This is a genomic window from Paenibacillus sp. Cedars (assembly GCF_003184205.1).
Taxonomy (GTDB): domain Bacteria; phylum Bacillota; class Bacilli; order Paenibacillales; family Paenibacillaceae; genus Paenibacillus_AQ; species Paenibacillus_AQ glucanolyticus.
This window is the reverse complement of the sequence record NZ_CP020864.1, coordinates 226,038-248,871: the sequence shown is the minus strand read 5'-3', so window position 1 is coordinate 248,871 and position 22,834 is coordinate 226,038. Positions and strand designations below refer to the sequence as shown.

Genomic DNA, 22,834 nt, shown 5'->3' with positions numbered 1-22,834 from the left:
CTCGGCGAAGAGCGCTTTGACTTTCTCCTGCAACCTCGCCTGTTGTTTCACGACCGACTTGCCCCAAACAAAAGTATACCGATTGGCGTTCGCCTCGATCTTGGTGCCGTCGACAAAATAGTGTTCCAGTTTGACGTAGCCTTCTTCCGCAAGCAATTCCAATACGGCCGTGAATACCTTCTCAAGCACATCTTTCATCCGCTCGGAGCGGAATCGGTTTACGGTGCGGAAGTCCGGGCGTTGCCGGGCAGCCAGCCACATGAAAGGAATGTTCTCCCGTACGGCTTTAGCAATTTGTCGGGAGGAGTAGATCCGCTGCGCATAGGCGTAAAGAACAATCTTTGTCATGAGTTTCGGATGAAAACTCGGACGTCCGCCACCGGTGTAGGCCGCCTCAAAAATTCCGTCGTCGATGCGGTTTACGGCGTCATTGATGACGCGGCAAAAGTGATTTTTGGGGATCTCTTCTTCAAGATCCATTGGCAGGAACAACTGCTCCATGTTATATTGAGTAAACAAAGAAACCTCTCCTTTGGTGTGTGGTTGGGTGGTACCTCCATTTTACCAAGGAAAGGTTTCTTTTTGTGTACTAAAATGAAAAGAGGGGCGTCCCGAGTCATCTACGATGACTTTTGGGACACCCCCTTTTCTGTCGTCTGTTAAAAAAGGTCAGTATTAAACAAGAAAATTAATGAAAATAGGTAAAAGGTGAAGGTTGAAAACTAAATGGCGTAATTTGGTTTAGTTTAGGGAACCCTGTATTTCGAGCGATAAATCGTGTGAACACACTATAGCATGAGGAGTTGAAATCAATGGGACAAAAATGCGTTTCACTTCAACAATCGAATGATGATGGCCACTCTCAAGAGGGGGGGCATTCACATAGTCATGGTAAAAACGTGAATAAACAAGCCTTAAGACTTTCTTTTATTATCATTACAGCATATATGATTGTTGAAGCCATTGGCGGTTTTATGACGAACAGCCTTGCTTTAATTTCTGATGCAGGTCATATGTTAAGCGATGCTGCTGCACTTGGATTAAGCTATTTTGCTATGACATTTGGGGAGCGAAGAGCCAGTAAATATAAAACCTTCGGATACAAAAGATTTGAGGTTTTAGCTGCATTTATTAATGGAATTACTTTAATCGTAATTTCTATATATATATTCTTGGAAGCTTATAAACGATTTTCTGAGCCCCCTGAAGTTATGAGTTCAGGTATGATCATTATCGCTTCCATTGGCTTGATTGTTAACTTAGCTGCGGCCTATATTCTGATGAAGGGTGACAGGGCCGAAAATCTGAACATAAGGAGTGCTTTTCTTCACGTAATTGGTGACCTGCTTGGTTCCGTTGGAGCCATTATTGCTGCTTTACTGATTATGTTTTTCGGCTGGAACTTAGCAGATCCGATTGCCAGTGTATTGGTGTCCATTCTTATCATCGTTAGTGCTTTCAGGGTGACTCGAGATTCAATCCACATTCTCATGGAAGGAGCACCATCCAATATTAATGTCAACGAAGTTCAAGATATGCTTAGTTCCATTCAAAATGTGATCGAGGTACATGATCTACATGTCTGGACTATTTCTTCAGATTTTCCTTCACTTAGCTGTCATATCGTTGTGAATGATATACAAAAGAGTGCCGTGGTCCTTAAAAAGGCTGAAGACATTCTCGAGGAACAATTTAAGATCAAACATACTACGATTCAAATTGATGGTCCGGAAACACAATGTGATATTGAGGAGCATTGAGGATATCGCATATGGAGCTTCCCGTTATTGAAACCAAGAGCGTGGATGCGTGCTTCTGTAATATGTCCGTTGCCATTGCTCACCAGTTTTGCCGCAAGAAAGGAGCTAAACCTGATTGAACAGACGGATCAAATACTCGCTTCTGATCGCTATAACTCTGCTACTCATCTTGACCACAGGTTGCTGGAGCAGCCAAGAAATCGAAGATTTAACGGTCGGTGTAGGACTGGGCCTAGATTCAGCCAACGAATCTCGTTTTGAGCAGGAAATCAATGAACAGGGCGGCCATTACCCAAGAAAAAACTGTTAACAGCCACCATCTAAATTGTTCCACCGATAAGCGGGAATAATAATTCCCAGAAGGGAGGGGAATCTTCGTCACCAACTAAGAGTTATCTAAATGAACAACTGACAGGCGACTCCGTTTTTCAGACCTTTCGCCAGTTTTCATTACTTCGTGATCGCTCGATTGTTGGTCACCACTTGAAGGTTATCGTCGTTTCTCGCGAACTAGCCAAGAGTTATAGCCTCGAACAGACATTTGACTTTCTTCTGCGGGATAATGATGTTCGACCCAGCTGCCTGGTTGTGGTAAGTCATCGGAGTGCGTTTGAAGCATTAAGCTTGAGCGAACCTGGGGAAATTCCAGCCTTCTATTTAATTGGGCTCGTGGACAACCGGTATCGTTCCAACAAAATTTTACCGCCTATGACGCTGAATAAACTTGACAGCGCCATGGAGTCTAAGGATAGTTTTCTGCTACAAAATGTTCTTACCTCCCAAGGTGAACATGAATTTTCGGGAGCTGCTATTTTTAAAGGAAGTACCAAGAAATGGATCGGGGAACTGACACAGTTCGACGTGGAAGGCTTAACTTGGATCATGGGAGATGTCAAGGGAGGAGCGCTCAAGACTTATGTAAAAAAAGGCGGATATACGGTTACCTATGAGCCCAAAAATTCCAAAAGTATTATCATTCCTAAAGTTCAAGGTAACGATATCTCTTTCCACGTCAAGATCTTATCAGAAGGTCGGTTAATTGAGGACTGGAGTTTTCCGGAAATTCCATCCACCGTTGAATACATCCGAGGGTTAGAAAAGAAGTTCGAAGAACAAGCCCGCAAACAAGTTGCTCAGGTGCTGCACAAAATGCAGCATGTGTATCGTGTCGATGTTGGAGACTTTGGCGAAATGCTCCGCATTAAACATCCGAAGTTGTGGAAACAGGAGGGGGATCAGTGGGATGAAACCTTCAGCCATATTCCAATTACATATGAAATTGACATGAAGGTGAAAGATTTCGGATTTTCTACAGACTAGTAAGAGCAAGGACACAGCAGTTCGTGCTTAGAGGATTGTCGGTTTCTCAACCGTTAGAAATCGCTGACGACACCACGAACGTATTGAAACAAGGCCGCGACTCATTAATAGCAGCATTCGATAAAGTCGGTTACTTACACTGACTCAATGGACGCTGCCTCTATCATGATTGTTTGAGGACATTCTAAAACAATTTTCAAAAGAACTGAGAGAATATATAAGGAACGTTGGATCACTAATAAATGCCCCTAAGGAGAGGGATAGAGTGGTCCATAAAAAGTACAAGCATTACGGAACCGGTGTCATTATTGAAATAGCGAGGAGTGGTGTCAGGGCTCTTTGCGTTTTTCCAGATGCCAATCCTCCTGTGATTGCTTATTATAAAATTGATAATTTGGTAGTTGCACTTAAAAAGAATAACTAGTATTTATGGTATGGGGAGAGTGATTATCCCCATTTGATTATGGACAGAGTCAGGCGAGAAAATGGAGGGGTTACTACCCGAAAGATCCGGATTTTTAGCTTATGGAGGATGAAGACAATGCCAATAAAAAAGGCTGGTACGCAAAAGAAGAAGTGTTAGAAACGAGATTTCCATATTACAACTCAATTTCTAAGCGCTGGACAGATACGCCATATCCATTTGCGGTGCTACTGACAAAGAGTCGTTGTAATGACCTGGGCGATCCTGGCAAGTGGACGTGAAAAACCATCAGCTTTCCGTCATATCGCGTTGGCAGGACGAGGAACAAATGATGATAAACGTTATAGATATGCTCCTTTATATGATCGGACGGATGCATATCACCTTATCAAAAGCCAATTGTACCCTCATGAGATTATGGGAGATCCGGATGAATTATAATAAAAAGGAGCTATTCAACGCTGTAAGGCAGCCTTACTGAGCAACATGAACATAAATTTCTGAAGAATCAGAAGATTAACGAAATTAATCATTCGTATATCAGCATCAAGTGATACATAGAAATGAATGATGTCGAATTACTTAAAGTATTCAATAAACGAGAAATTGAAAGCGAGAGCCTTGTTGGCCCTCGCTTTTTTGATTTTTTGAGATTGAGTATTTTCGACATTAGAACAAACTTTTTGACATTATCAGTGTTTTATTGAATACTAGGATATTTGTAAAGTTTTTGATTGTACCGACGGGTGAATAACTCGGTGTGCAATTGTTACCCGCTCGATCTGGACAAAATCTTGTGGCACTGGATTATTACTTTCTCTTCGTGTGTTTATCTCTTCCTGTAAAAGGATTCTAACCTTCTGCTGAACATCTTCAAATGATAAGCCTTGGACTTGAATACGAAAATCAGGAATATAAGCTTTATGATGAGACATACTTCCATTTGTCTCATACAAAATTGGGAATTTACCGCCAGCGATTACAATCGTCTCGGTTTTAGCGTTATCTTCCGGAATCAGCAGGCCAGAAGCAGCAAGTGATGTTATTTCCTGATTCATAATCTCTTGAACAAGGTAACGTACCTCTTCGTAGGTATCACCGATAATTTCTAAGTCTAGAATCGGTACGTAGGCTGCCACATTCGACGCAGCTCGATCTCCTTCATAAATGACTAAATAAGAAACGCGACTCATAGAATACGGACCCCCTTTGCCTGATTGCGAGCGTTCTTATTTGCAGTGTATATCAGATTAGTAAGTGTTGGAATAAAAACGGCCTAAAATGGGGTTAAAGCGACCTGAAATGTTGAAAATATAGGTAAAAGGGGGTGGGTCTTAGGGGGTAATTATCTGTATGTCCAGTCGGACGATTGCGTGGTTGTTCACCATAACTATTATTTTATTCCTATTAACAAACCTATTTATGTTCGATAATATAAGTAAAAAGACCTTTTTTGAACGTGTGTCAAGTGAAATGACAATCACTTCGAAGTTGCTAGATTCAGAAATTCAAAAATTTAGTAAGAGTATAGAAATATCAGATACTCTGTTATCGTATTCGCTCCGTAATACAGCGATTGCGATTTCGAATAAAATTCCTGAATCATATGAAGATGTTTCTAATGACCAGCTCAGTGATCTCGCGGAACACCTAGATATCAACGTGATCTCGCTGATCGCGCCAAGAGGGAATGATTTTATAGTAGTACGATCATCCGAACCCTCTCGGGTCGGTATGCGACCTCCTAGTTCTGATACATATAACAAGGCATTTCGGCAGTTATTGAATTTAGAGCCTTTAGAAGGGTCACAGCTTCAGAATTTCTGGTCAGATCAGCCAATAGTTGGTGCTCTTAATTCTCATCCTTTTTATAAAAACGGTTTTTACTACGATGGAAGAACTAACTACATTATTAATCCATATGTAGATAATGGATACTATTACCTGATTGAGCAGGAAATGGATCTTAATAAGTACTTAGAAACCATGCTTCGTGAGGAAGAAGGGGTATTGCTTGATATCGCCGTCTTTTGGGATAATCCGGCGGGCAGTAGTCGAAATGACCATGAAAAATCGGGAGAATGGAGTCCAAAAAGAGTAGAGTTACTATTTGGCACGAATGTATTCGAAGATCCGAGGGATTTGAAATATATTCAGAAAGCCATTGAAGCAAGAGAGAATACATCCTATAGGGCTGAGATAAAGAATCATAAAATCGTGAAAACGTTTTATCATTGTCAGGATACAAATGGCTATACATATATCATCAGCATTACAGGTAACATGGATCATACGAACTATATACTGAAGTATGCGTCCATCTCCTTGATTTTAACGATTATTGGAGTCTTCGTTTGGTCATTGTTTAAATTAATAGCAAAATTCCAGAAGGAACCTGTTGTGGCGACTTTGGAGCATCATGAAAGTACTACGGATCCTCTATGGATTGAGGTAAGGGGACAGCGCCATGATTTTCATAATCACTTGGATACTTTGCATGGTCTAATTGAGCTTGAGTATTTTGATGATGCTAAGGCATACATCAATGAAATAGTGGAGGAGACAGCAACAATAAATGAGATTATCGATATCGGCGTCCCTGAAATATCTGCTCTGATCTTATCAAAATACTCAAAAGCGATGGCTGAGAATATTAATTTTCAATTTGAGCTTACTAATTTGACAGGATCAAAACCTAATCTTACAGGTTCCCGAAAAGTAGATGTTGTAAAAATCCTTGGAAACTTACTCGATAATGCCTTTGATGAAGTGTTGAAAATGAATCTGGATCGACGCCTGGTTGTGCTTACCGGAGAAATACGGAACTGTGAGTTTCGATTCTCAGTCAGAAACAAAGTGAAGCAGCAAATGTCGCTTGATTTAATTGAGCAAATGTTTTTACCGCGAGAATCCACGAAGAACAGCACTGGAATTGGCTTAAATATTGTTCTGGAGCGGGTTAAGCGTAACAAGGGAAGTCTTCAATATGAACTTCCGGAAGATGGGTGTATCCAGTTTAATATATGGCTGCCGATAGGAGAATAAGTAGGTAATAGTAGTACTTCACAGGAGTAGAGGTGTTGAATGGTGGATAGAAATTATGCGGTTATCATTGCAGAAGATGGGTATGCTCAGCGCAGTAAGCTAAAAATGTTTGTTGAAAAAATGGGCCATACTGTTATAGATATGGTATCTTCCGGTTCTCGATTGATTGAAAGTTGTGTTATGGACCAACCAGACATAGTCCTTCTCGATATTGGGCTCGAGAAAATGGACGGAATTTCTGCATACCGTGTCCTTCGGGAGAGTGGTACTTCATCAAAGATAATTTTCGTTACGGGATCGAGCAGTTCAACTCATCTGTTATTAAGTTATGAATTAGACTCTGTTGATTATATTGTGAAGCCAGTTACCTATCACCGACTAGAAAAGGCCATCCAGAAAGCGATCATCCAGTTGAAAGCAGATAACATGCTGAGTACGCTGCAGGAAGAAAATATGAATATGATCACCGTTACATCAAGGCGTCGGGATATATCGGTTAACGAGAAAAAGGTTCTCTACGCTGAAAAGATTAATGATATGAAAATGATAAAGATCTATTTAAAAGATGGGAAAGTTGTCGAGACGCGAACTCCTTTAAAAAAGATCATGGATCAAACGTCTCGGATCATTTTTTGCCCTCATCGAAGTTTCCTGGTGAATTTGATTTATGTAGATGAGGTTCTTCCCGATCCCGTAACTCAAGGCAATTATCTAATTACAATGCGGAATTCAACAACACGTATTTTACTTTCAAGGAATAATTACGACGAATTTTTAGTAAGGCAGCGTGAGCTGAAAACAGGATTACCTGCGATCGGTGTCTAGTCTTGCAGGACCGCTCTTATTTCAATATAATATTGATATTACCGATTTACCATTTTTTTCACCGCCGCTATCATTTCGGCAGGTGAGCGAGTACTCCCTTATTATGGGGAAATAAATATGAGGCATGAAACTGCCGTGGAGAACAAAGACACGCCTAAGGTGTGTTTTTTTGTTTCCACGGTTTTTTTGTGCTCAAAAACAAGGAGGAATTAAACGATGGCAACAGCAGTAAAGGAACATGTCGGTACGGTCGTTAAAGCGGAGGGGGCTTCGTTTACCGTCGAACATGAAGCCATTATGAATGTGTTAGCTACATGTGCAAAGGTAGTTCCGAAGAGCAGCATGATTCCAATATTGAAATGTATTCGATTCGATTTGAAGGAAAATGTGCTCTTCGTTACGGCGATGTCTGATTCTCAGGCAGTTCTTATGATGCTGCAGGTAGAGAATACTGGTGGTCTGGATGGTAGTTACTTATTTCCGTCGAGGGAAGGGATAGAGTTGGTAAAGCGTTTACCGAGTGGGCCGTTGTCATTCAGCGTGAGTGAAGACTCTGTAAAAATATCATACGGAAATCGTGGATCTGCATCCCTTAAGGTACTGGATCCAGATGAGTACCCACAGCTCCCATCATTGGCCGGCGCAGAGTTTATCTCGATCCCCATTGATGTATTGCGAAAGGGGGCAGCAGCTCAACGATTTGCCTCAACTGATGCAACTACAGCAATCCTTTGCGGTATTAACATCTACTCCGTGGAAGGTAGACTTGGCTTTGTTTCGACAAATAGGCACCGGCTATACCATCTCATCACCGATGTAAAAGTACCTAAGGATCATTTCAATGGTGGCGTAATCGATGCATGGAATTTCAAAAACATCGTGGATACATTTAGAACTTCGGAGAGGATAGACATGGCCATCACTGGACACCATGTCATTCTTCGGGATCGAAGCAGTAATACGGTGTACTTTGGAAGACTATTGGAGGGGAGCTTTCCTGATGTTAATTCTCTTTGCCAAATTCCAGAGGAATTATACGTCGCAAAGATTCCTCTCAACCGGCTTGATGACACATTAAACCGAATGTTGTCCCTCGAGTCTGAAAACCATCGTGTTTATTTTTTGCGCGGAGACAACGGGGAACTGATTGTGAAATCAGTAAGCCAAACAGGTGAAATTATTGAATCCATCGAGGGATCCTATGTAGATGAAGGCATGGACGGTGTGAGGTTCAACGGTCGTTATTTGAGGGATGCACTTTCAGTTAGTGATCGGGACGTGAATGATGTTCTATTCAACATCACGGGACCTGGTACCCCTTCATTTGTTTTGTATGATGGAGATCCATCGGTAATGAACGTTGTATTGCCCGTTAGATAGTAAATTACTGGGTTGCCCAAAAAGAGCTGCGCGTATGCGCGGCTTTTCTATTTTCTGTCAGGGGGATGATAAATATGTCCGACAACATGAAGCGGATGTTCGATCGTATCGTGAGGAACAAGATTCGAATGGGAAACTTCGAGACGACCGAGAAAGACATGGTCCGTGTCAGAAATTTGTTGCACTACCCGCAACGGCCATTTTCCGTCGCAGACTTCTGTGCTGGAAGCGGTCGAGCGCTGGAAATCCTTACGGAAAGCTCAATGGCTGTTACCTTTGGAGTTGAACCCAATGAAGAGAAATACCTGGAGCTTAGAGAACGTATTCATCATTCGTGTTATGGCGGCTATGAACAATGCCGAATTTCGAAAGACTATTTTAGGCTAATCTACCTGAATCCACCCTATGATGACGATTCGGAATCGGAAGAGATGAAGCGTGAGCGTAAAGAGAAGGTGTTTCTTCGTCACATTATGCAGTACTTAGCTGCGGACGGAATACTCATCTATAACATCCCAAGGCGACGAATGACAAAGGATATTGTAACTTTGCTGGTTACCAATCTGGATGACATCAAGGTGTACCAATCTCATGACGATACTTTCGGCCAAGTGTATGTGTTTGGCCGTAAACGATCCGTCAAATTCATTAATCGACCGGAAGTGCAGCGAATCCTAGGTTTGGTTGCTGAAGGTATGGAGCTTAATCGTTTACCTGAATCCGAGGAACCGTACTATAAGGTGCCGGCGGGTAACATAACCCCGAAATACTTCAGGTCTATGTTAATGGATGTCGACCAATTGAGAATGGTATCTTGTAATTCCTCATTATCGCGCAGAGGTATGGAGTGGACAACTCCCAAGGCTCCTGCTTTGAAGTTGCAGCCCCTTCTTCCCGACAAGGAAATGCACCGGGTGTTGCGCATGGCTTCAGGGCGATTAAATGGGAAAGTCGGGAGCGGCGATCTTCTTCACGTTCTCAAAGGAATCGTGAAGAAGGAGGCCCTAACCGAGGTTGAAAAGGTCGGTGACGAAACTATTGAGACGACAAGGGAGACCTTTAAAATCACGTTCCGGATCGTGGATCGAGCAGGTAATATTCGTACGATTCAAAGCTAGCAGCTTGAGATTTCAGAAGAGGGGAACTAAAGAACATGAAATTTATGGAGTTTAATCATAAAGATATTTACGTAAGAGTCCATTGTTCACTTTTGGTAACGAAGTATGATTCAGACCAAAAGTAATCATTATCTCATTTATACGAATGTTATCGATATTGACTCGCGCGTGCAGGCTGTATTCGCACAGTTTCATCATGCCAAAAAGGCCGAGGATGTCAACTTCCGAATCTATCATGCACCACGAATTGGGGAAAAACCCGGTGAACACTCTGCCTTATATGTGAAGCCATACGGAAAATACAAACACCTTTCACAACGTGAAGACGAAACCCTGGTCACCGGAATTGTGGCCAGTGAAAGAGTGCTGTCACGTCAAGACCAAGGTTACTGTATCTTTGCATGGGATGGAAACATTCATGAAAAGCTCTTCTGGGCAATCGATGCTTATTATGAAACTCCGTTACTTGAAGAATGGATCCCATATTTGTATCAACGCCTTTTCCAGGATGGATATCTCATTCCGCTTGATGTGCGGGACTATACGGGGGATTATAGTAAGTTGGCTGCCTTCGAGTTGTTGGCCGGCGAAGACATTTTAGACGAATATGTGTCCTATGGGCTCAGAACAGGCGCTATTCGACTGGTCGATGATACGAAGGAAGGGGCTGCTTCATGAGTACTCACGTAGCAAGCTATAACATGGCGATCGAGGAGATCGATCCATCGTTAGGGGAGAAGAGTGTAACATCACTTGCGGATATAGAAAACATTGGGGATTATTTAGAATTATTCGGGCCCGCTCTTATTCGGCGTCTGAATGACGAATATGTCCCGGTTCATCATCCTGGACATGATAAGCCACTTGAGGTGTTAGAGAACTTCAAACGTCCTTTATTTCAAGCGCAGTCTCACGTTGTAACTGCTTTAATCAAGGGGTTTAAGCGTCATCGGAATCTCTTTGTGATTGGTGAGCCTGGAACAGGGAAAACATCCGTCTCTATTTCGGTCTTCTATTCGCTCATTACTGAGCTGCTTCAGAAGAAAGCTGGGCGAGTCCTTTATATGGTTCCCAATCATTTGATCAAGAAGACGAAGCGGGAATGCGGAATATTACTGGATAAGAATCTGTTTGAGGTTCGTTTTTTGTCTGATTATGTGGATGTCATTAGACTCCGTGATAGTCGGAAGTTGGATACCAAGCCTCAAAAGATTGAGTGTTTATCATAGCAAGGGATACTGCTAAGCTTGGTTACATCTACGAGCCGGCTGCTCAATGGTCGGACCGTACATATCAGCAGCGGATCCCGACTAATGATGGAGATTTTTATATGGTCGAAAAAGTATCATTTCGGGGATGGAAATGTCCGGATTGTGGAGGCCAGTTGATGAAAGAAAAAGAAGGCGGCCTCGTACCCATGGAGCATGATGACTTTTTCGATAAACATGGAAAACCCAAGCGAAGAAAAAGTAATTTGTTCTGCTCAAATCCTGTAAGACTGTATGAAAATTCTGATCCGGATAAGGACGAGACCCGTATTTGCGGAGCTCGGCTCTGGCAGGCAAAAAATCGCAATAAAACGTTCATCTCTGGCATGCCGAAGCCGGTGACTGGGACGGCGCCACGCAAGGTATCTCCTGCAGAATTGTTTAAGCGGTGGTTTAAGGGGAAATTTGACTTGGCCATCGGTGATGAATGCCATGAGCTTGCTGGTGGTAGTGCCCAAGCACACGCCTTTCATGTCTTCTTAAACTGTGCTAGACGTGGGATCGCTATGACGGGCACCTTGTCAAACGGTTACGCTTCCTCCTTATTCGAGCTGATATTTCGTATGTTTCCTGCTCGTATGAAGCAGTTAGGTTTTAACTGGGATGATGTAGGAAAATGGATTGACTTATACGGCGTCCGCGAACGGGTAACGAAAATACGTGATGAAGGAGATTTAAACAGCTCCAGTAACGGGAAATCGAAACGTACCAGCGTGAAGGAACAACCGGCTGCAGCTCCTCAGCTCTTTACGGACATTCTAAGCGATGTTGCTGTGTTCATTCAAATGGCTGATATGTTTGAGGTGTTGCCGGAACTTAGCGAAGGGCCGATGAGTGTTCCACTTGAGGGTGAGCGAAAGTTTGTAAACTGCAGCGCTCGTATTGAACGTCGACCAGGAGTTAAGAGAGGGCTTAGGAAGGGAATGAGGTTGCTTGCGCCTGCCGGGTACCTAAAAGAGAATATAACCAAAGTAGAAAACCTTCTGAGAGCAGCCATTGAAAAAGAACTCGCCGCAGGGGGACAGTCGTTGTTGCTCGGCAGCTTGCTCAATACGCTCTTGAGCTATCCGGATGTCCCTTTCAACTTTAAAGGGGTCTATCATCCGGATACAGGAAAGTGTATTGTACCCGACAAGTATCGGTTAAGTGACCGCCTCTTATATCCTAAAGAACTACAGATGATCAAGTTCGTGCGCTCGCAGTTGAAACTTGGGAGAAGAGTCGGCATTTACGCAACATATACCGGTAAAATGAAGACATTGCAGCGGCTTTCTCGACTGCTTGAAGAGCGAGGGATTAAAACTGCGATTCTTGAATCGGATGTCAAGGGTAAAGATCGGGAAGAATGGATTGCTGATCGGGTGCATGAAGGAGTACAGGTCATCTTGACGAATCCAGTATTAGTTAGCACCGGACTCGATCTTCTCATGTTTCCGTCGCTCTATTTTTACCAGACCGGATACCGTTTGAACATTGTACGCCAAGCCTCAAGACGGCACTGGCGGATCGGTCAGGCAAATAAATGTTTGACCGTGTACAATTCTTATAAGGGAACGATGCAGGAACTTGCGATAAATCTGATGGCAGCCAAAATGAGTGCTGCACAGGCTTTAGAGGGGCAGTTCTCTCAAGAAGGACTTTCTGCCCTCACTGAAGGAGCTGGGGGCAGCTTAGCTACTGAATTGGCGAAGCGCTTTGTTGGGAACAACATTGAAGGTGTGGAGAGCGCAGAGTCCATTTGGGGGAAGATGACAATTGATGCAAGTCAGTTCATTCCGGATACTTTGGTTCAAATTACGCCAGTGGGAGAGGATCCAATCGCCGAAGTCGATGTCAGTCTCAGTGAAGTGCAAAAACCAGATAGCACTTTGGCATTGGGGGGTCAAATTTTCGAGGCACATTCCCTAAAGGAAGCTCTTCTTGGTTGGGCAAACGCCGTTATACCTTCTGATCTTTATCCTCGTTTTGAGCAGCAGATTGAGTACGTAGTTGATCGAGTAAAGCTTGGCGTTGATGGATTGGATGTTTCCGGCCGACCTGATTCGACCATTTTGACCTGGGATTGTTCAAAGGCTCCCAAAGAGACAGATGGCTTTCGCAGGTGGGTGTTTAATTTAACCAACAAACTGGTTCAAGAGCAACTCTTTTCTTCGCAAGGCGATATAAAACTAGTAGTTGAAGGCAATAAACCGGCGGTCAAGACAAAAAAGAAGTATAATGTAGGGGCTGGGCAGATAGCATTTAATTTCTAATAGAATGGGGAGCTCAAGGCTCCCCAGAACTATATATACTTGGAAGGGGGACTTGTCAAATGTCGGAGCCGATGATGACACCGGCCGCTGATAATGAACCACGCCGAGGGACCAGATTGACGGCTTGGAAGGTATTGGTTTGTTATGGTTGTGCCGGGTTATTTACGATGTTGGTTTTAGCGACCTTAGTCGGGGCAGTATCGGCGCTAATTCCTGAATCATGGAGTGAGAAGATTACAGTTTGGCAGTTATTCATGTATGCAGGGCTCTTCTTCTCAATTCTTCTCTTTAGCAAATTTATTGGTGATCTATGGAGAGGGAGCGGAGAGGATCTCAAACTTGGATTCACAGACTTACCGAATCCTTTCTATGATGAAGAATTTATTAAAGCCCCGCTCCATTTACAAAAGCAGATTTCTAAACTCCAGAAAGAGCTTCAAATTGCCCAGGAGGAAAGAAAACGAGCAACTAGTATTGGAAGAGACTTAAATGCACAGGCCTTAAAACAGGAGCAAATAATCGCATCTTTGTCAAAAAAACTAACGGTATTGACCCGACATCATGACAATGGACGCCGATTAGTGGGCTCAGCAGCATATCTGCTGTATAAGGAAGAGGATTGGCGAAGTGAGATGATGAACAATATTTTAGCTGAAGCGATTACTTGCTTAGAGAAAGATCAAAGTGATAAATCGGTAGCATTGTTCAAGACTCATGGAGATGAACTTCGAATTGAACACTACATACGTTTAAGCGCACGTTCAGCGCGAAGGGCTCGCTTTAAGAAGGGGGAGGGATTTGCTGGTATGATTATGGAGAGCTCCAAAGAGGAATATATCTCCGATGTTTCCCTTTACTCTGAAATCTTTGGAGACATAAAGCCTTCAGATGACTATAAATCAATCGTAGGTTTACCGATCCGGGTTGATGACGACATACTCGGAGTATTATGTGTACAATCGGAAGTCGTCGATGGTTTTACAAGCCAGGATCTCCGGACGCTCCGCTTCTATGCCCACGCTTGCGCCTTAATTTTTGTATATGATATAATGGTTACAAAGATGAGTACGGAAGGGGTTGAAAGGGATGACAATTAAAACCGGTTGGGCAGATGTTGATGCTCTGTTGTACGAGGCTGATCAGGTTCAAATGAAATTGGACCAAATCCGTGAGGAGGCAAAGGACATTCTTTACCCGGCACCACGTAAAGAGTCCCCTGACAGCCATGATAAATTGAAAGAATCAGCTTAATGCAAAAAAGATGCTGGCGATGCCGGCATCTTTTTTTATTCAAAAAATTTTGTGAAATTCGATTTCCGTTATATGATTGAAGCAAATAGAGAGAAGAGGGGAATTTTACTATGGGCACTCAGAAGATTTATCCAACCTGCCGAATTTGTGAAAAACTCAACGATGAAATGACTCATTGTGCTGTATTCGGACCGATCTCACCGGATAATATTAATAACACCGCATTAGGCGGTGCCTGTGCTAAATCAGGTGATTATGTCAGATTGCTTCATGCGCGGCCAAATGAATACAACTATGGTCGTGGATCGTCTAAAACGGTTGATGAGCAAGAAGATGAGGAATTGCTGGTATTTGATGCATCTGATGAAGCTGAAGGGTTTAAAATCCAAAATGGAATTACTTTAGAAGAATGGGCCAAGTTGACGTTTGGTGAAAAAACAACTAAAAAAGTATAACTACATGATGAGGGAAAGAAATTCTTTATTGAAAATTAAGTGTAATTGAACTGATCATAATTCATTCTAGGTAGAGATAACATGTCGATTTGTGATCTAACTCTCCCATTTCTTCTAAAATGTCCCTTCAAAAAGCCTCCAACATCATATCTCATGTCGGACAAACACCATCTGCACCGCTCGCTAGGGGTTAATGCGTGCGGTGCAAAATAGTTGTAGATGGAATTGCTTATGACGAATTCAAGCCGTCCATTAATTAAAATTAAAAATTGCAGCATCCCAATGCAGATTTAATAGCAACATTATAAGGGCTGGTTGTCTCAGGATTGAACTTGTTGGGATACGAAATTAATATACCAACACAGTATTAATTGCGTCATCAAAACTTATAGAACCGGCGATTAACTTATTCTCGATCTCAATAATATCTTGGACTGAAGGTATCCCGAAAATTTTAATGATACAATCGTATCCTAAACGTGATATCAATAAGTTCAATTGTGCAACAATGTGTTCGCTAATTATTGCTTTTGATCGTTGCATTCGTATCTTTTGATATATAGAGTAGAATTCAGTTTTATTTTTATCAGAACGTTTATCCCAACCATAGTTCCTAGTAAGTCTCTGGATATAAACTTCTTCACTTTTGACGTAATGATCAAAATCAAAAGAATTATACTTCCAAAAGCCAGGCTTTAAAGGATCAAGTGAGGCCAACCTCTTTTTTTTGTTTTTATATTGCCACATTCCATCCAAGACCTTAGGAAAACTAACTCCCCAGACTTGGCGGCTATGTAGTAAGTTTACTTTCTTCCTGTGAAGTTTCCAGTCACCACGGGGAACGAATTGATAGTAAATGTTAGATATCTTTAAAAGACGTCTTGAAGTGAAAGGTACTAGATAATATTGTTCTGAATTTGTTGTATCATTTACAATCTCGAAGTGACATATTCCGGTAGTAACCAAGTGAGAAGCTATGGAGTTGACAGCATCACACACTATTCGCATAGTGTCATGGTTATCATAATGGCTTAAAGAATTGAGGAGTTTTTTTACATATGGAATACATTGATTTTCGCCCTCAAGTATTACTGAGAACTTTGGATGAGTAGAACTCCTTCCCCCAATCGGTAACGTTCCCGAGCACAAATCCTCCAGGAACATATGTGAATAAAGAGGATTTTCACGTCCTGGATTAAGACTCGGAAAGCTCCTCAATGCCTGACTTACGTAATCTCTACTCACTACAATTCATCCTCTTCTTTATCAGAATTAACATTTTCCTGATAGAATTTCTCTTCTGTTAAAAGCTGTGTATCAATGTCATTAAAATTTCTCTTCCTGCTTGATAATTTTGACAGGTCGCATTTCTTATATGCTTTAAAAAAATAGTACATGAACAGACCAATACCATCTCGAAAAGATCCAAACCTTTGATAATCTTCCTTGCTTATCATTCGTACAAGAGCACTGGGATGGAATATAAGAGTCTTTGGCCTAAACATAAACTCTTGATCACTAAAGATTTCTTTTCTCTGAATTTGGCTTAATAGTGCCAGAATATTCTGTTGCCACGAAAGTCTAAAACTACTACGATGTGCTATTTCGATCGTGCCTTCAGTTAAGTTAATTGCTGAAGATAAAAGAATAAAAATTTCATCTAAATCAGAATCTTCCTTTATGTAATTATCCCAGATATCTACAACTTCAGCCCACCATGAACTTTCCTCATAAAATTCGGAAGCTACTTTTGCATAACCACTAATTTCGATTAGATCAAGTAAAGGTGAGACAGCTATTTTGAACTCCTGAATCTTTCTCCAATCCGGCAATGTTTCTGTTGGTTTTAGTTTTGAGAAAGTAGCAATCGAGCTATAAAGGTATTTTTTAAACAGGATTTTAAAAAGTTCAAAGTTATTATTACACATTGCATCTAACAATTGGTATGCGCAGATATTTATAAATTGGCCACCATAGTCTGGGAGTTTATCTGATTTTGAAAGGAGATTCAAAAGACCTCCTACAGTAGACATTTGTTTCACAGCTTCTATTTTTCGAAGTTTCTTTTGTTTAAGTAAGTCATCAAAATTTACTGAGGGCCAAATTAGACCTTTTATACGTTTATCGGCGATGGCTTCTATCCAAGCCTCCTCCAGTACTGTGAGATGAGCTTCAACTTTCCCCCAAAACTCCCATTCGCGACTTAATATCGCAGCACTCAACAAGGGGCGTTTCATTGACTCTGTCATTTCAATCCAACTATTAAATAGCGAAGAACATCTTACAAAGATTGCCTCTAAGTCAGTTACATACTTCTCTAAATTAACTTTGAGCACTAGTTCCAGGATGTACCATGGCGGGGAAATCACCTTATCTTCAATTAAGTATTCATATTCCAAACGATCTCTTAGCCATTCCAATTGTTGAAGCAAATGAATAGGCATGTCCTGTGAATAAATACTCTTAGACAAACGCCAATCAATAACTGAAAGTTTAGCATTAAGTTCTTTAACGGAAACTGTTCTTAAATATGATATATAATTTAAAAAAGACTCAATAGTCATGTACATTATGGATTCCACTAAGTGAATGAGTATTAAAGATTCCTGCTCGATTATGTATTCATCTGACTTTTTGATATTGTCTAGTATTACGTCCGCAACTGTCGAGATTTGATCAATCGCTCGCGAAAAATCTCCTCCACTTGAAATTGTATCAGTATAAATTTTCCAGGAGTTTAATAAGTTTATTGGGTGTTCTTCGTCAATTGATCTATTTAAGGTCGAATTAAGACATGTTTTAATCGTCCCTAACATTAGATCCTCTACCCAAAAATGTTCATGTTCGATTTCTGGTTGGGGTAAGGAACTAGACTGGAGCGCTATTGATACGGTAGAATCGCTAGTTCTATACCAAAGCCTATGTTTATATCTTTTAATGTACCAATTACTTTTACTAGGAATCCTTTTTTTCATTTTTTCATAGTTAATCATAAAAATAATTATTTTTTGAATTAGTTGTACGTAAGGTTTACCTAATAAATGGCGTTCTTTTGATGTGATTTCTGCAAGCGAACGTAGAATATCTAAGTTGTTTCTCACTTGTTTGGCTGCATGATTTTGAAAAGAAGGATCATCCCATTGGTACCCACCAGCGCTAACTCTTTTGATATCGCGATATACGTCATGTAGTACAGGAACAGATAGACTAGAGGGATCAAACAAGTAAAATGTCCTTTGACCAAGACGAATAAAACCAATTATTCCGATGCCAGCCAAGATACAAATAAAAGGAATTGCGATATGATTCCTTGGTAAACCGAGTGCTCTCATAGCGATAAAACAAAAACTTATGAACGTGGTAAATGATAAAAGTCGCATATATACAAAGCCGATCTTTTCATTCGCCAACAGATTTCTTACTTCATTGGGAACTTTCGAATATATTGAACTCCCTACTGCGCTAATCCCAGCATAGTAGAGACCAATAAATACCCCTCCGATAGCACTAATCGCGCTGAATAAGGTGCCATATAATCCGTCCTCAGGTATATTAATATTTAGCTCCTTATAATAAGGCAAGAGATAATGGTCTACAACTTGAAGAAGAATTGAGATAAGTATTGCAAAAAGTAACTGAGTCACGGCTATTTTAGTAAGACTACCCATGCTTAAGATATTGTCCTTCTCTTCCCTAAACCCATAAATGAACTTGTATCGGAGAGTTTGCAATTTAAAAATAAGTCTTTTGGTTGTAGCTCGTAAACTCCAGAAAACCTTCCATTGTGAAAAAAGAAGTATAAATTTAGCTCCCATTAATTTGCCCCCATATGAATAATTCATTTAAATATTCGACATGATTTACCAAAAACCTCCACAAAAGAATCGACCTGTATTTTAGTAAGTGTAACTGCCATGAGTCGGTGAGATAATGCAGTTTCTTCATTCGAACGGAATATGAAGTATTTCATGCTTTAAATGCTGCAAAATTACGGTTCAACTATCACTTAAACAATTCCTACCCACCTCTGAAAGAGGGTGGGGGGTAAACAATCGCTCAGTTGTCGCGATTACACCCGGATTTTTTGTTTCGGACGGAATATAAAACGTTAACAACTTAGTTTCCCACGATAAATTGATGGTTACTATGTCACATGTTGCATCACTAAACTACTCTATCTTTAAGTGGGTGCATAACTAACAAGCTCGTCAAATTCCTCAGTACATAATTAAAATTATGTAAACAATAAATGGACAAGTTCCCTTATGAAACTTTACTGACCAACATATACCTGTAGGATTGTGAAAATTCGCATGCTACCGTTATATGTAGGTGGTGAGTTTTTGATGGAGTTTGAACCTATGTTATTAGCAGATACAAAAGAAGCGTTTGAGGACGATCGATATATTGCCGAATTAAAGCTGGATGGCATCAGAGCGGTCGCAGAAATCGATCATCACACGAGAATATATACGCGGCACAATAACGAAATCACTTTTAAATTTCCGGAAATCGTGAGTGGGGTTAAAGCTGCCGTCCCGAAAGGAACTGTGTTGGATGGCGAGCTCATTGTATCGGATCCAGACGGTAAGCCCAACTTTGAAGCCATGATGCGCCGTTTCATGCAAAACCGAACTCCCGCTCCCTCGCCAGGTCTAACTTTCGTAGCTTTCGATATTTTGAAGAAATGTGGCGAGGATGTCCGCCGGCTGCCGTTAATGGACCGGAAAGAGTTATTGGAGCAAACTCTCCGAGAGAATGATCTGATCAAGAGGATTCGGTATGTTGATCATAACTTCATCCCTTTTTACAGCGCTGTTGAGCGGGCGGCCCTGGAGGGCATTGTACTGAAACTCCGGAACAGCCGATATTATTCGGGGGCGAGGAGAGATGTTTGGCAGCGTGTTGTTTGCTACAGCCGGGAAACGGTCTTTGTCACCGGATATTCTCGAAAAAAACTAGCCTGGTCCATTGCCCTTAAGGAAGATGATCGTTTGATCCCGGTAGGGGTTGTTGAGTACGGTTTAACCGAGACCGTACGTAAGAGAGTGTTCCCGTTGCTGCAGCGTAAAATAATTCGAGAGACGAGAGATTTTGTCTTTGTCGAACCCCATGTACAGATAGGTGTTCGGTTTCGAAACTGGACGAGCACTGGAAAGATGCGTTTAGCTGTGCTGGAGTATGTCGTTTAAATAAAAAAAGAAGGGCCCGGTGGGTTCTTCTTTTTTTTATAGTATACAAGGAGCTTAGTATCCTTTAACAGCATATTAATGACACAGAAGGGGTGTTATAAGTTATAATTTTGAGAAAACTATGTGATTTATAGAGAGGAAAAATCCATGACATCTGAACATACTATATCTACTGTTGGACAAGACATTCCTTGAAGAGTTAAATTTTTCAGGTGTAAATTTGGATACGGATTCGACATGTCATTGAGAAGCGGGATGCACGGGCAGTAAATTAACTTATTTGGACGGTGTGGCTTAAAGATACATCTAACTTTTTGATACAGACATACTAACAGTTTAAGATCTTTGGCATCCCCGATTTACCACACTACAGTTAAAGCGTAAAGAGTTGTACCAATTACAGATAAGGCCATCATCGATAGTGAAATAATATGTTTTTTTGAATTTCGAATATATTTCCATTGAAATATTGCTCGAACACCGAACACTAGAGTGAGTAATACCCCAATCGAAACATAATTATAAGGAGGTTCTTTAATAAAAATAACTGACAAAATTATCGCAATTGCCCCAAACACGACGAACCCCCTGTATGGGATAACACCATCCGTATCTGATATCTTCTCATCTGTTTTGCTGATAGTTTTATCCAGAACCAGTTGAATAACAGCAGCAATAAATAATACAACAGTAAAAATATATTTCATTAGAATCACATTCACCTTCTTTTACCATTTGTTCAAATATACTACACTAATACAAACTTTTCATGCATCAATAGACATATGTACCAAATTCGATGTTTTGTACATATGTCTGAACATTCATAACAAATCTATGGGGGTATATTTACACCAAATAACAAGTCGTTTTTTCCTAATATTACAGTAGCACTTACATCTACATCGTGAAGTTATTTTTGTGGCATGGAAAAATTTGATGTGAAGTATTACTCCTTAATGCTAGACTTAAGTTAATATACTAAATTACTTAAACAGAGGGATATTATGATTAATCAAGAAATACTCTCACAATTAGAATCACACTTTTCTGAACATATTCCTGATTTTTCTGAAGTATTTGAAATCTTGAGGCTTGATTCAGAGCAGTTTATACTTATGTGTCAAGAGAGTGATTTGAAAATTGTGATTAACTGGAATGATCTCAGAAAAAAACTTCCAGTATATATTAGTGCAAAACTTAATAAAGACAACGAATATAGCAGTCTAATAGAGGATCTATACGATCATGATTTTAAGGAATTCAATAAAGGATTTTTGTTCATTGAATCTTGCGGATATCACTATAAAAGATATGGTGAGTTTCTCCTCACTTATCAAAATTACTTTTACTACAAGACTCCCAAAATTAATCAGTTTAAAATTGGAGATGTGGAGATAGAGATAGCCGTGCCTAGCAGCCTATATAGATTAATGTTTAATCATTTTACTAACGATGATAATTTCGTTGATGGGTGGGAGGGTTTATTTACATTAAGGGTAGTTGGTTGTGATAAGACTGACTTAGAAAGAACACTTCAACAGGCATTATTTCTTATCGCAAAATATGATCCACCTGAGTTAGTTGGAGACTACCCACAAATAATTCCTTTTGAGTTTGAAGGTGATAATTATCTATGGAATGATTCTTCAGTGGATGAACCTGAGAGTTATGATTTTGTAGCATTTAATTACACTGAACCTATCGCTTTCTATAATATAGGCAGAAAATTAAACGATCCACTATATTTTTACCGAGTTCTTGAATATTTTTTCATAATCAACAAGAAGTCGGAAATTCAAGGATTGGTGGATAATTACAATCAAGCCAATAAAATTGACACATTCGTTGAATCAATAACAAAACTGTACGGTACTCGGGAAAATGTTCTTTTAGAGAATCTGTTATCTAATTTATATGACATAGATAGTATAGTTTATGAAGCGTATAAGGACGGACTTATTCAGGTTAATGATATTCCTACATTTTCACAAAAACTATATGAATATAGAAATAGTATTGTACATGGAAAGAAAGATGTAAAACTTGATTTGAATGTTCCTAAAATACTTGACCCTTCACCTAATGATTATCATTGGAATGCAATAATTCAATCACTGGCAGAGAAAGTAATCGAGCAATTTTGTTGATATCCATCCTTGAGCTTCCTATATTCGGAACCACACTATGGACTAGTCGAAATATTCGACAGGTTCTAAACACTGTAAATTCATACATGTTCTTTCCTTAAATTTATAACTATGGCGTATTGAATTATCAATCTATTGTTCCAGACATAACAATTGAAGTTGAAAATAGTGAAACAATCCTTGAAGAGTTAAATTTTTTAGGTGTAAATTTGGAAAGCATCTATGGCGATTTTGATAATATAGCAAAATCTTAAAGTAAAATACTGATTAGATTATGTATATGAAGAAAAAACCTATCAAAATAGTATGTCTTTCAAACGGAGCGCAGTTATTCTTGGAATATCTAGGTGTCGGATAATACCATAACTTGCTATAATATAAATAGGACAAAGTG

At 40.4% G+C, this 22,834-nt stretch carries 20 protein-coding genes; 16 read left to right on the top strand and 4 right to left on the bottom strand.

Annotated elements, in window-relative coordinates; all coding sequences use genetic code 11:
• The first annotated feature begins 812 nt into the window (after positions 1-812).
• From B9D94_RS01145 to B9D94_RS30815, 4 genes are all read left to right on the top strand, one after another.
• Entirely contained in the window at positions 813-1,760 is a 948-nt protein-coding gene (locus B9D94_RS01145; RefSeq protein ID WP_119851497.1) for a cation diffusion facilitator family transporter, read from the top strand.
• A 115-nt stretch (positions 1,761-1,875) separates the two neighbouring features.
• Complete coding sequence (locus tag B9D94_RS31310; protein ID WP_244235584.1) at positions 1,876-2,070, top strand: hypothetical protein; 195 nt, start codon at positions 1,876-1,878, stop codon at positions 2,068-2,070.
• Positions 2,071-2,084: 14 nt separating this feature from the next.
• Entirely contained in the window at positions 2,085-3,080 is a 996-nt protein-coding gene (locus B9D94_RS01140) for a Ger(x)C family spore germination protein (RefSeq protein WP_308116337.1), read from the top strand.
• Positions 3,081-3,753: 673 nt separating this feature from the next.
• Positions 3,754-3,945 (top strand): hypothetical protein, encoded by a 192-nt coding sequence (locus B9D94_RS30815; protein WP_162939259.1) that lies wholly within the window; start codon positions 3,754-3,756, stop codon positions 3,943-3,945.
• A 269-nt stretch (positions 3,946-4,214) separates the two neighbouring features.
• Here B9D94_RS30815 and B9D94_RS01125 read toward each other — a convergent pair whose 3' ends face one another.
• Positions 4,215-4,697: a hypothetical protein gene (locus B9D94_RS01125; RefSeq protein ID WP_119851500.1), complete on the bottom strand. Its 483-nt coding sequence runs from the start codon at positions 4,695-4,697 to the stop codon at positions 4,215-4,217.
• A 160-nt stretch (positions 4,698-4,857) separates the two neighbouring features.
• Here B9D94_RS01125 and B9D94_RS01120 point away from each other — a divergent pair, with 160 nt between their 5' ends.
• The 10 genes from B9D94_RS01120 (at position 4,858) to B9D94_RS01080 (ending at position 15,098) form a co-directional block, all read left to right on the top strand.
• On the top strand, positions 4,858-6,549 hold the full coding sequence (locus B9D94_RS01120; protein ID WP_148246204.1) for a sensor histidine kinase: 1,692 nt from the start codon (positions 4,858-4,860) through the stop codon (positions 6,547-6,549).
• 39 nt (positions 6,550-6,588) lie between these two features.
• Positions 6,589-7,374 carry a LytR/AlgR family response regulator transcription factor gene (locus B9D94_RS01115; RefSeq protein WP_148246202.1) on the top strand — a complete coding sequence of 262 codons (786 nt, stop codon included), beginning with the start codon at positions 6,589-6,591 and terminating at the stop codon, positions 7,372-7,374.
• A gap of 216 nt (positions 7,375-7,590) precedes the next feature.
• Complete coding sequence (locus B9D94_RS01110; RefSeq protein WP_148246201.1) at positions 7,591-8,754, top strand: DNA polymerase III subunit beta; 1,164 nt, start codon at positions 7,591-7,593, stop codon at positions 8,752-8,754.
• 74 nt (positions 8,755-8,828) lie between these two features.
• Positions 8,829-9,872: a DUF6094 domain-containing protein gene (locus tag B9D94_RS01105; RefSeq protein ID WP_148246199.1), complete on the top strand. Its 1,044-nt coding sequence runs from the start codon at positions 8,829-8,831 to the stop codon at positions 9,870-9,872.
• Between the two features lie 105 nt (positions 9,873-9,977).
• Positions 9,978-10,550, top strand: a complete 573-nt coding sequence (locus B9D94_RS01100; RefSeq protein ID WP_148246197.1) for a hypothetical protein — start codon at positions 9,978-9,980, stop codon at positions 10,548-10,550.
• Positions 10,547-11,101, top strand: coding sequence for a DEAD/DEAH box helicase family protein (locus tag B9D94_RS01095; RefSeq protein ID WP_148246195.1), 555 nt, complete (start codon positions 10,547-10,549; stop codon positions 11,099-11,101). Before B9D94_RS01100 ends, B9D94_RS01095 begins: the two co-directional genes overlap by 4 nt.
• 158 nt (positions 11,102-11,259) lie before the next feature.
• Positions 11,260-13,392, top strand: coding sequence for a P-loop NTPase family protein (locus B9D94_RS01090; RefSeq protein WP_148246192.1), 2,133 nt, complete (start codon positions 11,260-11,262; stop codon positions 13,390-13,392).
• A gap of 59 nt (positions 13,393-13,451) precedes the next feature.
• Positions 13,452-14,489, top strand: a complete 1,038-nt coding sequence (locus B9D94_RS01085; RefSeq protein WP_244235585.1) for a GAF domain-containing protein — start codon at positions 13,452-13,454, stop codon at positions 14,487-14,489.
• Positions 14,479-14,643 (top strand): hypothetical protein, encoded by a 165-nt coding sequence (locus B9D94_RS30810; protein WP_162939260.1) that lies wholly within the window; start codon positions 14,479-14,481, stop codon positions 14,641-14,643. Before B9D94_RS01085 ends, B9D94_RS30810 begins: the two co-directional genes overlap by 11 nt.
• A 110-nt stretch (positions 14,644-14,753) precedes the next feature.
• Complete coding sequence (locus B9D94_RS01080) at positions 14,754-15,098, top strand: hypothetical protein (RefSeq protein WP_119851502.1); 345 nt, start codon at positions 14,754-14,756, stop codon at positions 15,096-15,098.
• 348 nt (positions 15,099-15,446) lie between these two features.
• Here B9D94_RS01080 and B9D94_RS01075 read toward each other — a convergent pair whose 3' ends face one another.
• Positions 15,447-16,343, bottom strand: coding sequence for a hypothetical protein (locus tag B9D94_RS01075; RefSeq protein ID WP_119851503.1), 897 nt, complete (start codon positions 16,341-16,343; stop codon positions 15,447-15,449).
• On the bottom strand, positions 16,343-18,913 hold the full coding sequence (locus tag B9D94_RS01070; protein WP_119851504.1) for a hypothetical protein: 2,571 nt from the start codon (positions 18,911-18,913) through the stop codon (positions 16,343-16,345). The genes B9D94_RS01075 and B9D94_RS01070 overlap by 1 nt, the downstream gene beginning before the upstream one ends.
• A 546-nt stretch (positions 18,914-19,459) precedes the next feature.
• Between B9D94_RS01070 and B9D94_RS01065 the strand changes: the two genes are divergently transcribed.
• Positions 19,460-20,290: an ATP-dependent DNA ligase gene (locus tag B9D94_RS01065; protein ID WP_172963875.1), complete on the top strand. Its 831-nt coding sequence runs from the start codon at positions 19,460-19,462 to the stop codon at positions 20,288-20,290.
• Positions 20,291-20,649: 359 nt separating this feature from the next.
• Here B9D94_RS01065 and B9D94_RS01060 read toward each other — a convergent pair whose 3' ends face one another.
• Positions 20,650-20,997, bottom strand: a complete 348-nt coding sequence (locus B9D94_RS01060; RefSeq protein WP_119851506.1) for a DUF4181 domain-containing protein — start codon at positions 20,995-20,997, stop codon at positions 20,650-20,652.
• A gap of 300 nt (positions 20,998-21,297) precedes the next feature.
• Here B9D94_RS01060 and B9D94_RS01055 point away from each other — a divergent pair, with 300 nt between their 5' ends.
• On the top strand, positions 21,298-22,440 hold the full coding sequence (locus tag B9D94_RS01055; protein WP_119851507.1) for a hypothetical protein: 1,143 nt from the start codon (positions 21,298-21,300) through the stop codon (positions 22,438-22,440).
• The last annotated feature ends 394 nt before the right edge of the window (positions 22,441-22,834 follow it).

Bases quoted from the DNA above. Each gene is read 5' to 3' on its own strand.
- B9D94_RS01100 (WP_148246197.1), top strand. From the start codon at position 9,978: ATGATTCAGACCAAAAGTAATCATTATCTCATTTATACGAATGTTATC.
- B9D94_RS01115 (WP_148246202.1), top strand. From the start codon at position 6,589: ATGGTGGATAGAAATTATGCGGTTATCATTGCAGAAGATGGGTATGCT.
- B9D94_RS30810 (WP_162939260.1), top strand. From the start codon at position 14,479: ATGACAATTAAAACCGGTTGGGCAGATGTTGATGCTCTGTTGTACGAG.
- B9D94_RS01105 (WP_148246199.1), top strand. From the start codon at position 8,829: ATGTCCGACAACATGAAGCGGATGTTCGATCGTATCGTGAGGAACAAG.
- B9D94_RS01120 (WP_148246204.1), top strand. From the start codon at position 4,858: ATGTCCAGTCGGACGATTGCGTGGTTGTTCACCATAACTATTATTTTA.
- B9D94_RS01145 (WP_119851497.1), top strand. From the start codon at position 813: ATGGGACAAAAATGCGTTTCACTTCAACAATCGAATGATGATGGCCAC.
- B9D94_RS01090 (WP_148246192.1), top strand. From the start codon at position 11,260: ATGAAAGAAAAAGAAGGCGGCCTCGTACCCATGGAGCATGATGACTTT.
- B9D94_RS01095 (WP_148246195.1), top strand. From the start codon at position 10,547: ATGAGTACTCACGTAGCAAGCTATAACATGGCGATCGAGGAGATCGAT.
- B9D94_RS01125 (WP_119851500.1), bottom strand. From the start codon at position 4,697: ATGAGTCGCGTTTCTTATTTAGTCATTTATGAAGGAGATCGAGCTGCG.
- B9D94_RS01060 (WP_119851506.1), bottom strand. From the start codon at position 20,997: ATGAAATATATTTTTACTGTTGTATTATTTATTGCTGCTGTTATTCAA.
- B9D94_RS01065 (WP_172963875.1), top strand. From the start codon at position 19,460: ATGTTATTAGCAGATACAAAAGAAGCGTTTGAGGACGATCGATATATT.
- B9D94_RS30815 (WP_162939259.1), top strand. From the start codon at position 3,754: ATGACCTGGGCGATCCTGGCAAGTGGACGTGAAAAACCATCAGCTTTC.
- B9D94_RS01080 (WP_119851502.1), top strand. From the start codon at position 14,754: ATGGGCACTCAGAAGATTTATCCAACCTGCCGAATTTGTGAAAAACTC.
- B9D94_RS01110 (WP_148246201.1), top strand. From the start codon at position 7,591: ATGGCAACAGCAGTAAAGGAACATGTCGGTACGGTCGTTAAAGCGGAG.
- B9D94_RS01070 (WP_119851504.1), bottom strand. From the start codon at position 18,913: ATGGGAGCTAAATTTATACTTCTTTTTTCACAATGGAAGGTTTTCTGG.
- B9D94_RS01085 (WP_244235585.1), top strand. From the start codon at position 13,452: ATGTCGGAGCCGATGATGACACCGGCCGCTGATAATGAACCACGCCGA.
- B9D94_RS01055 (WP_119851507.1), top strand. From the start codon at position 21,298: ATGATTAATCAAGAAATACTCTCACAATTAGAATCACACTTTTCTGAA.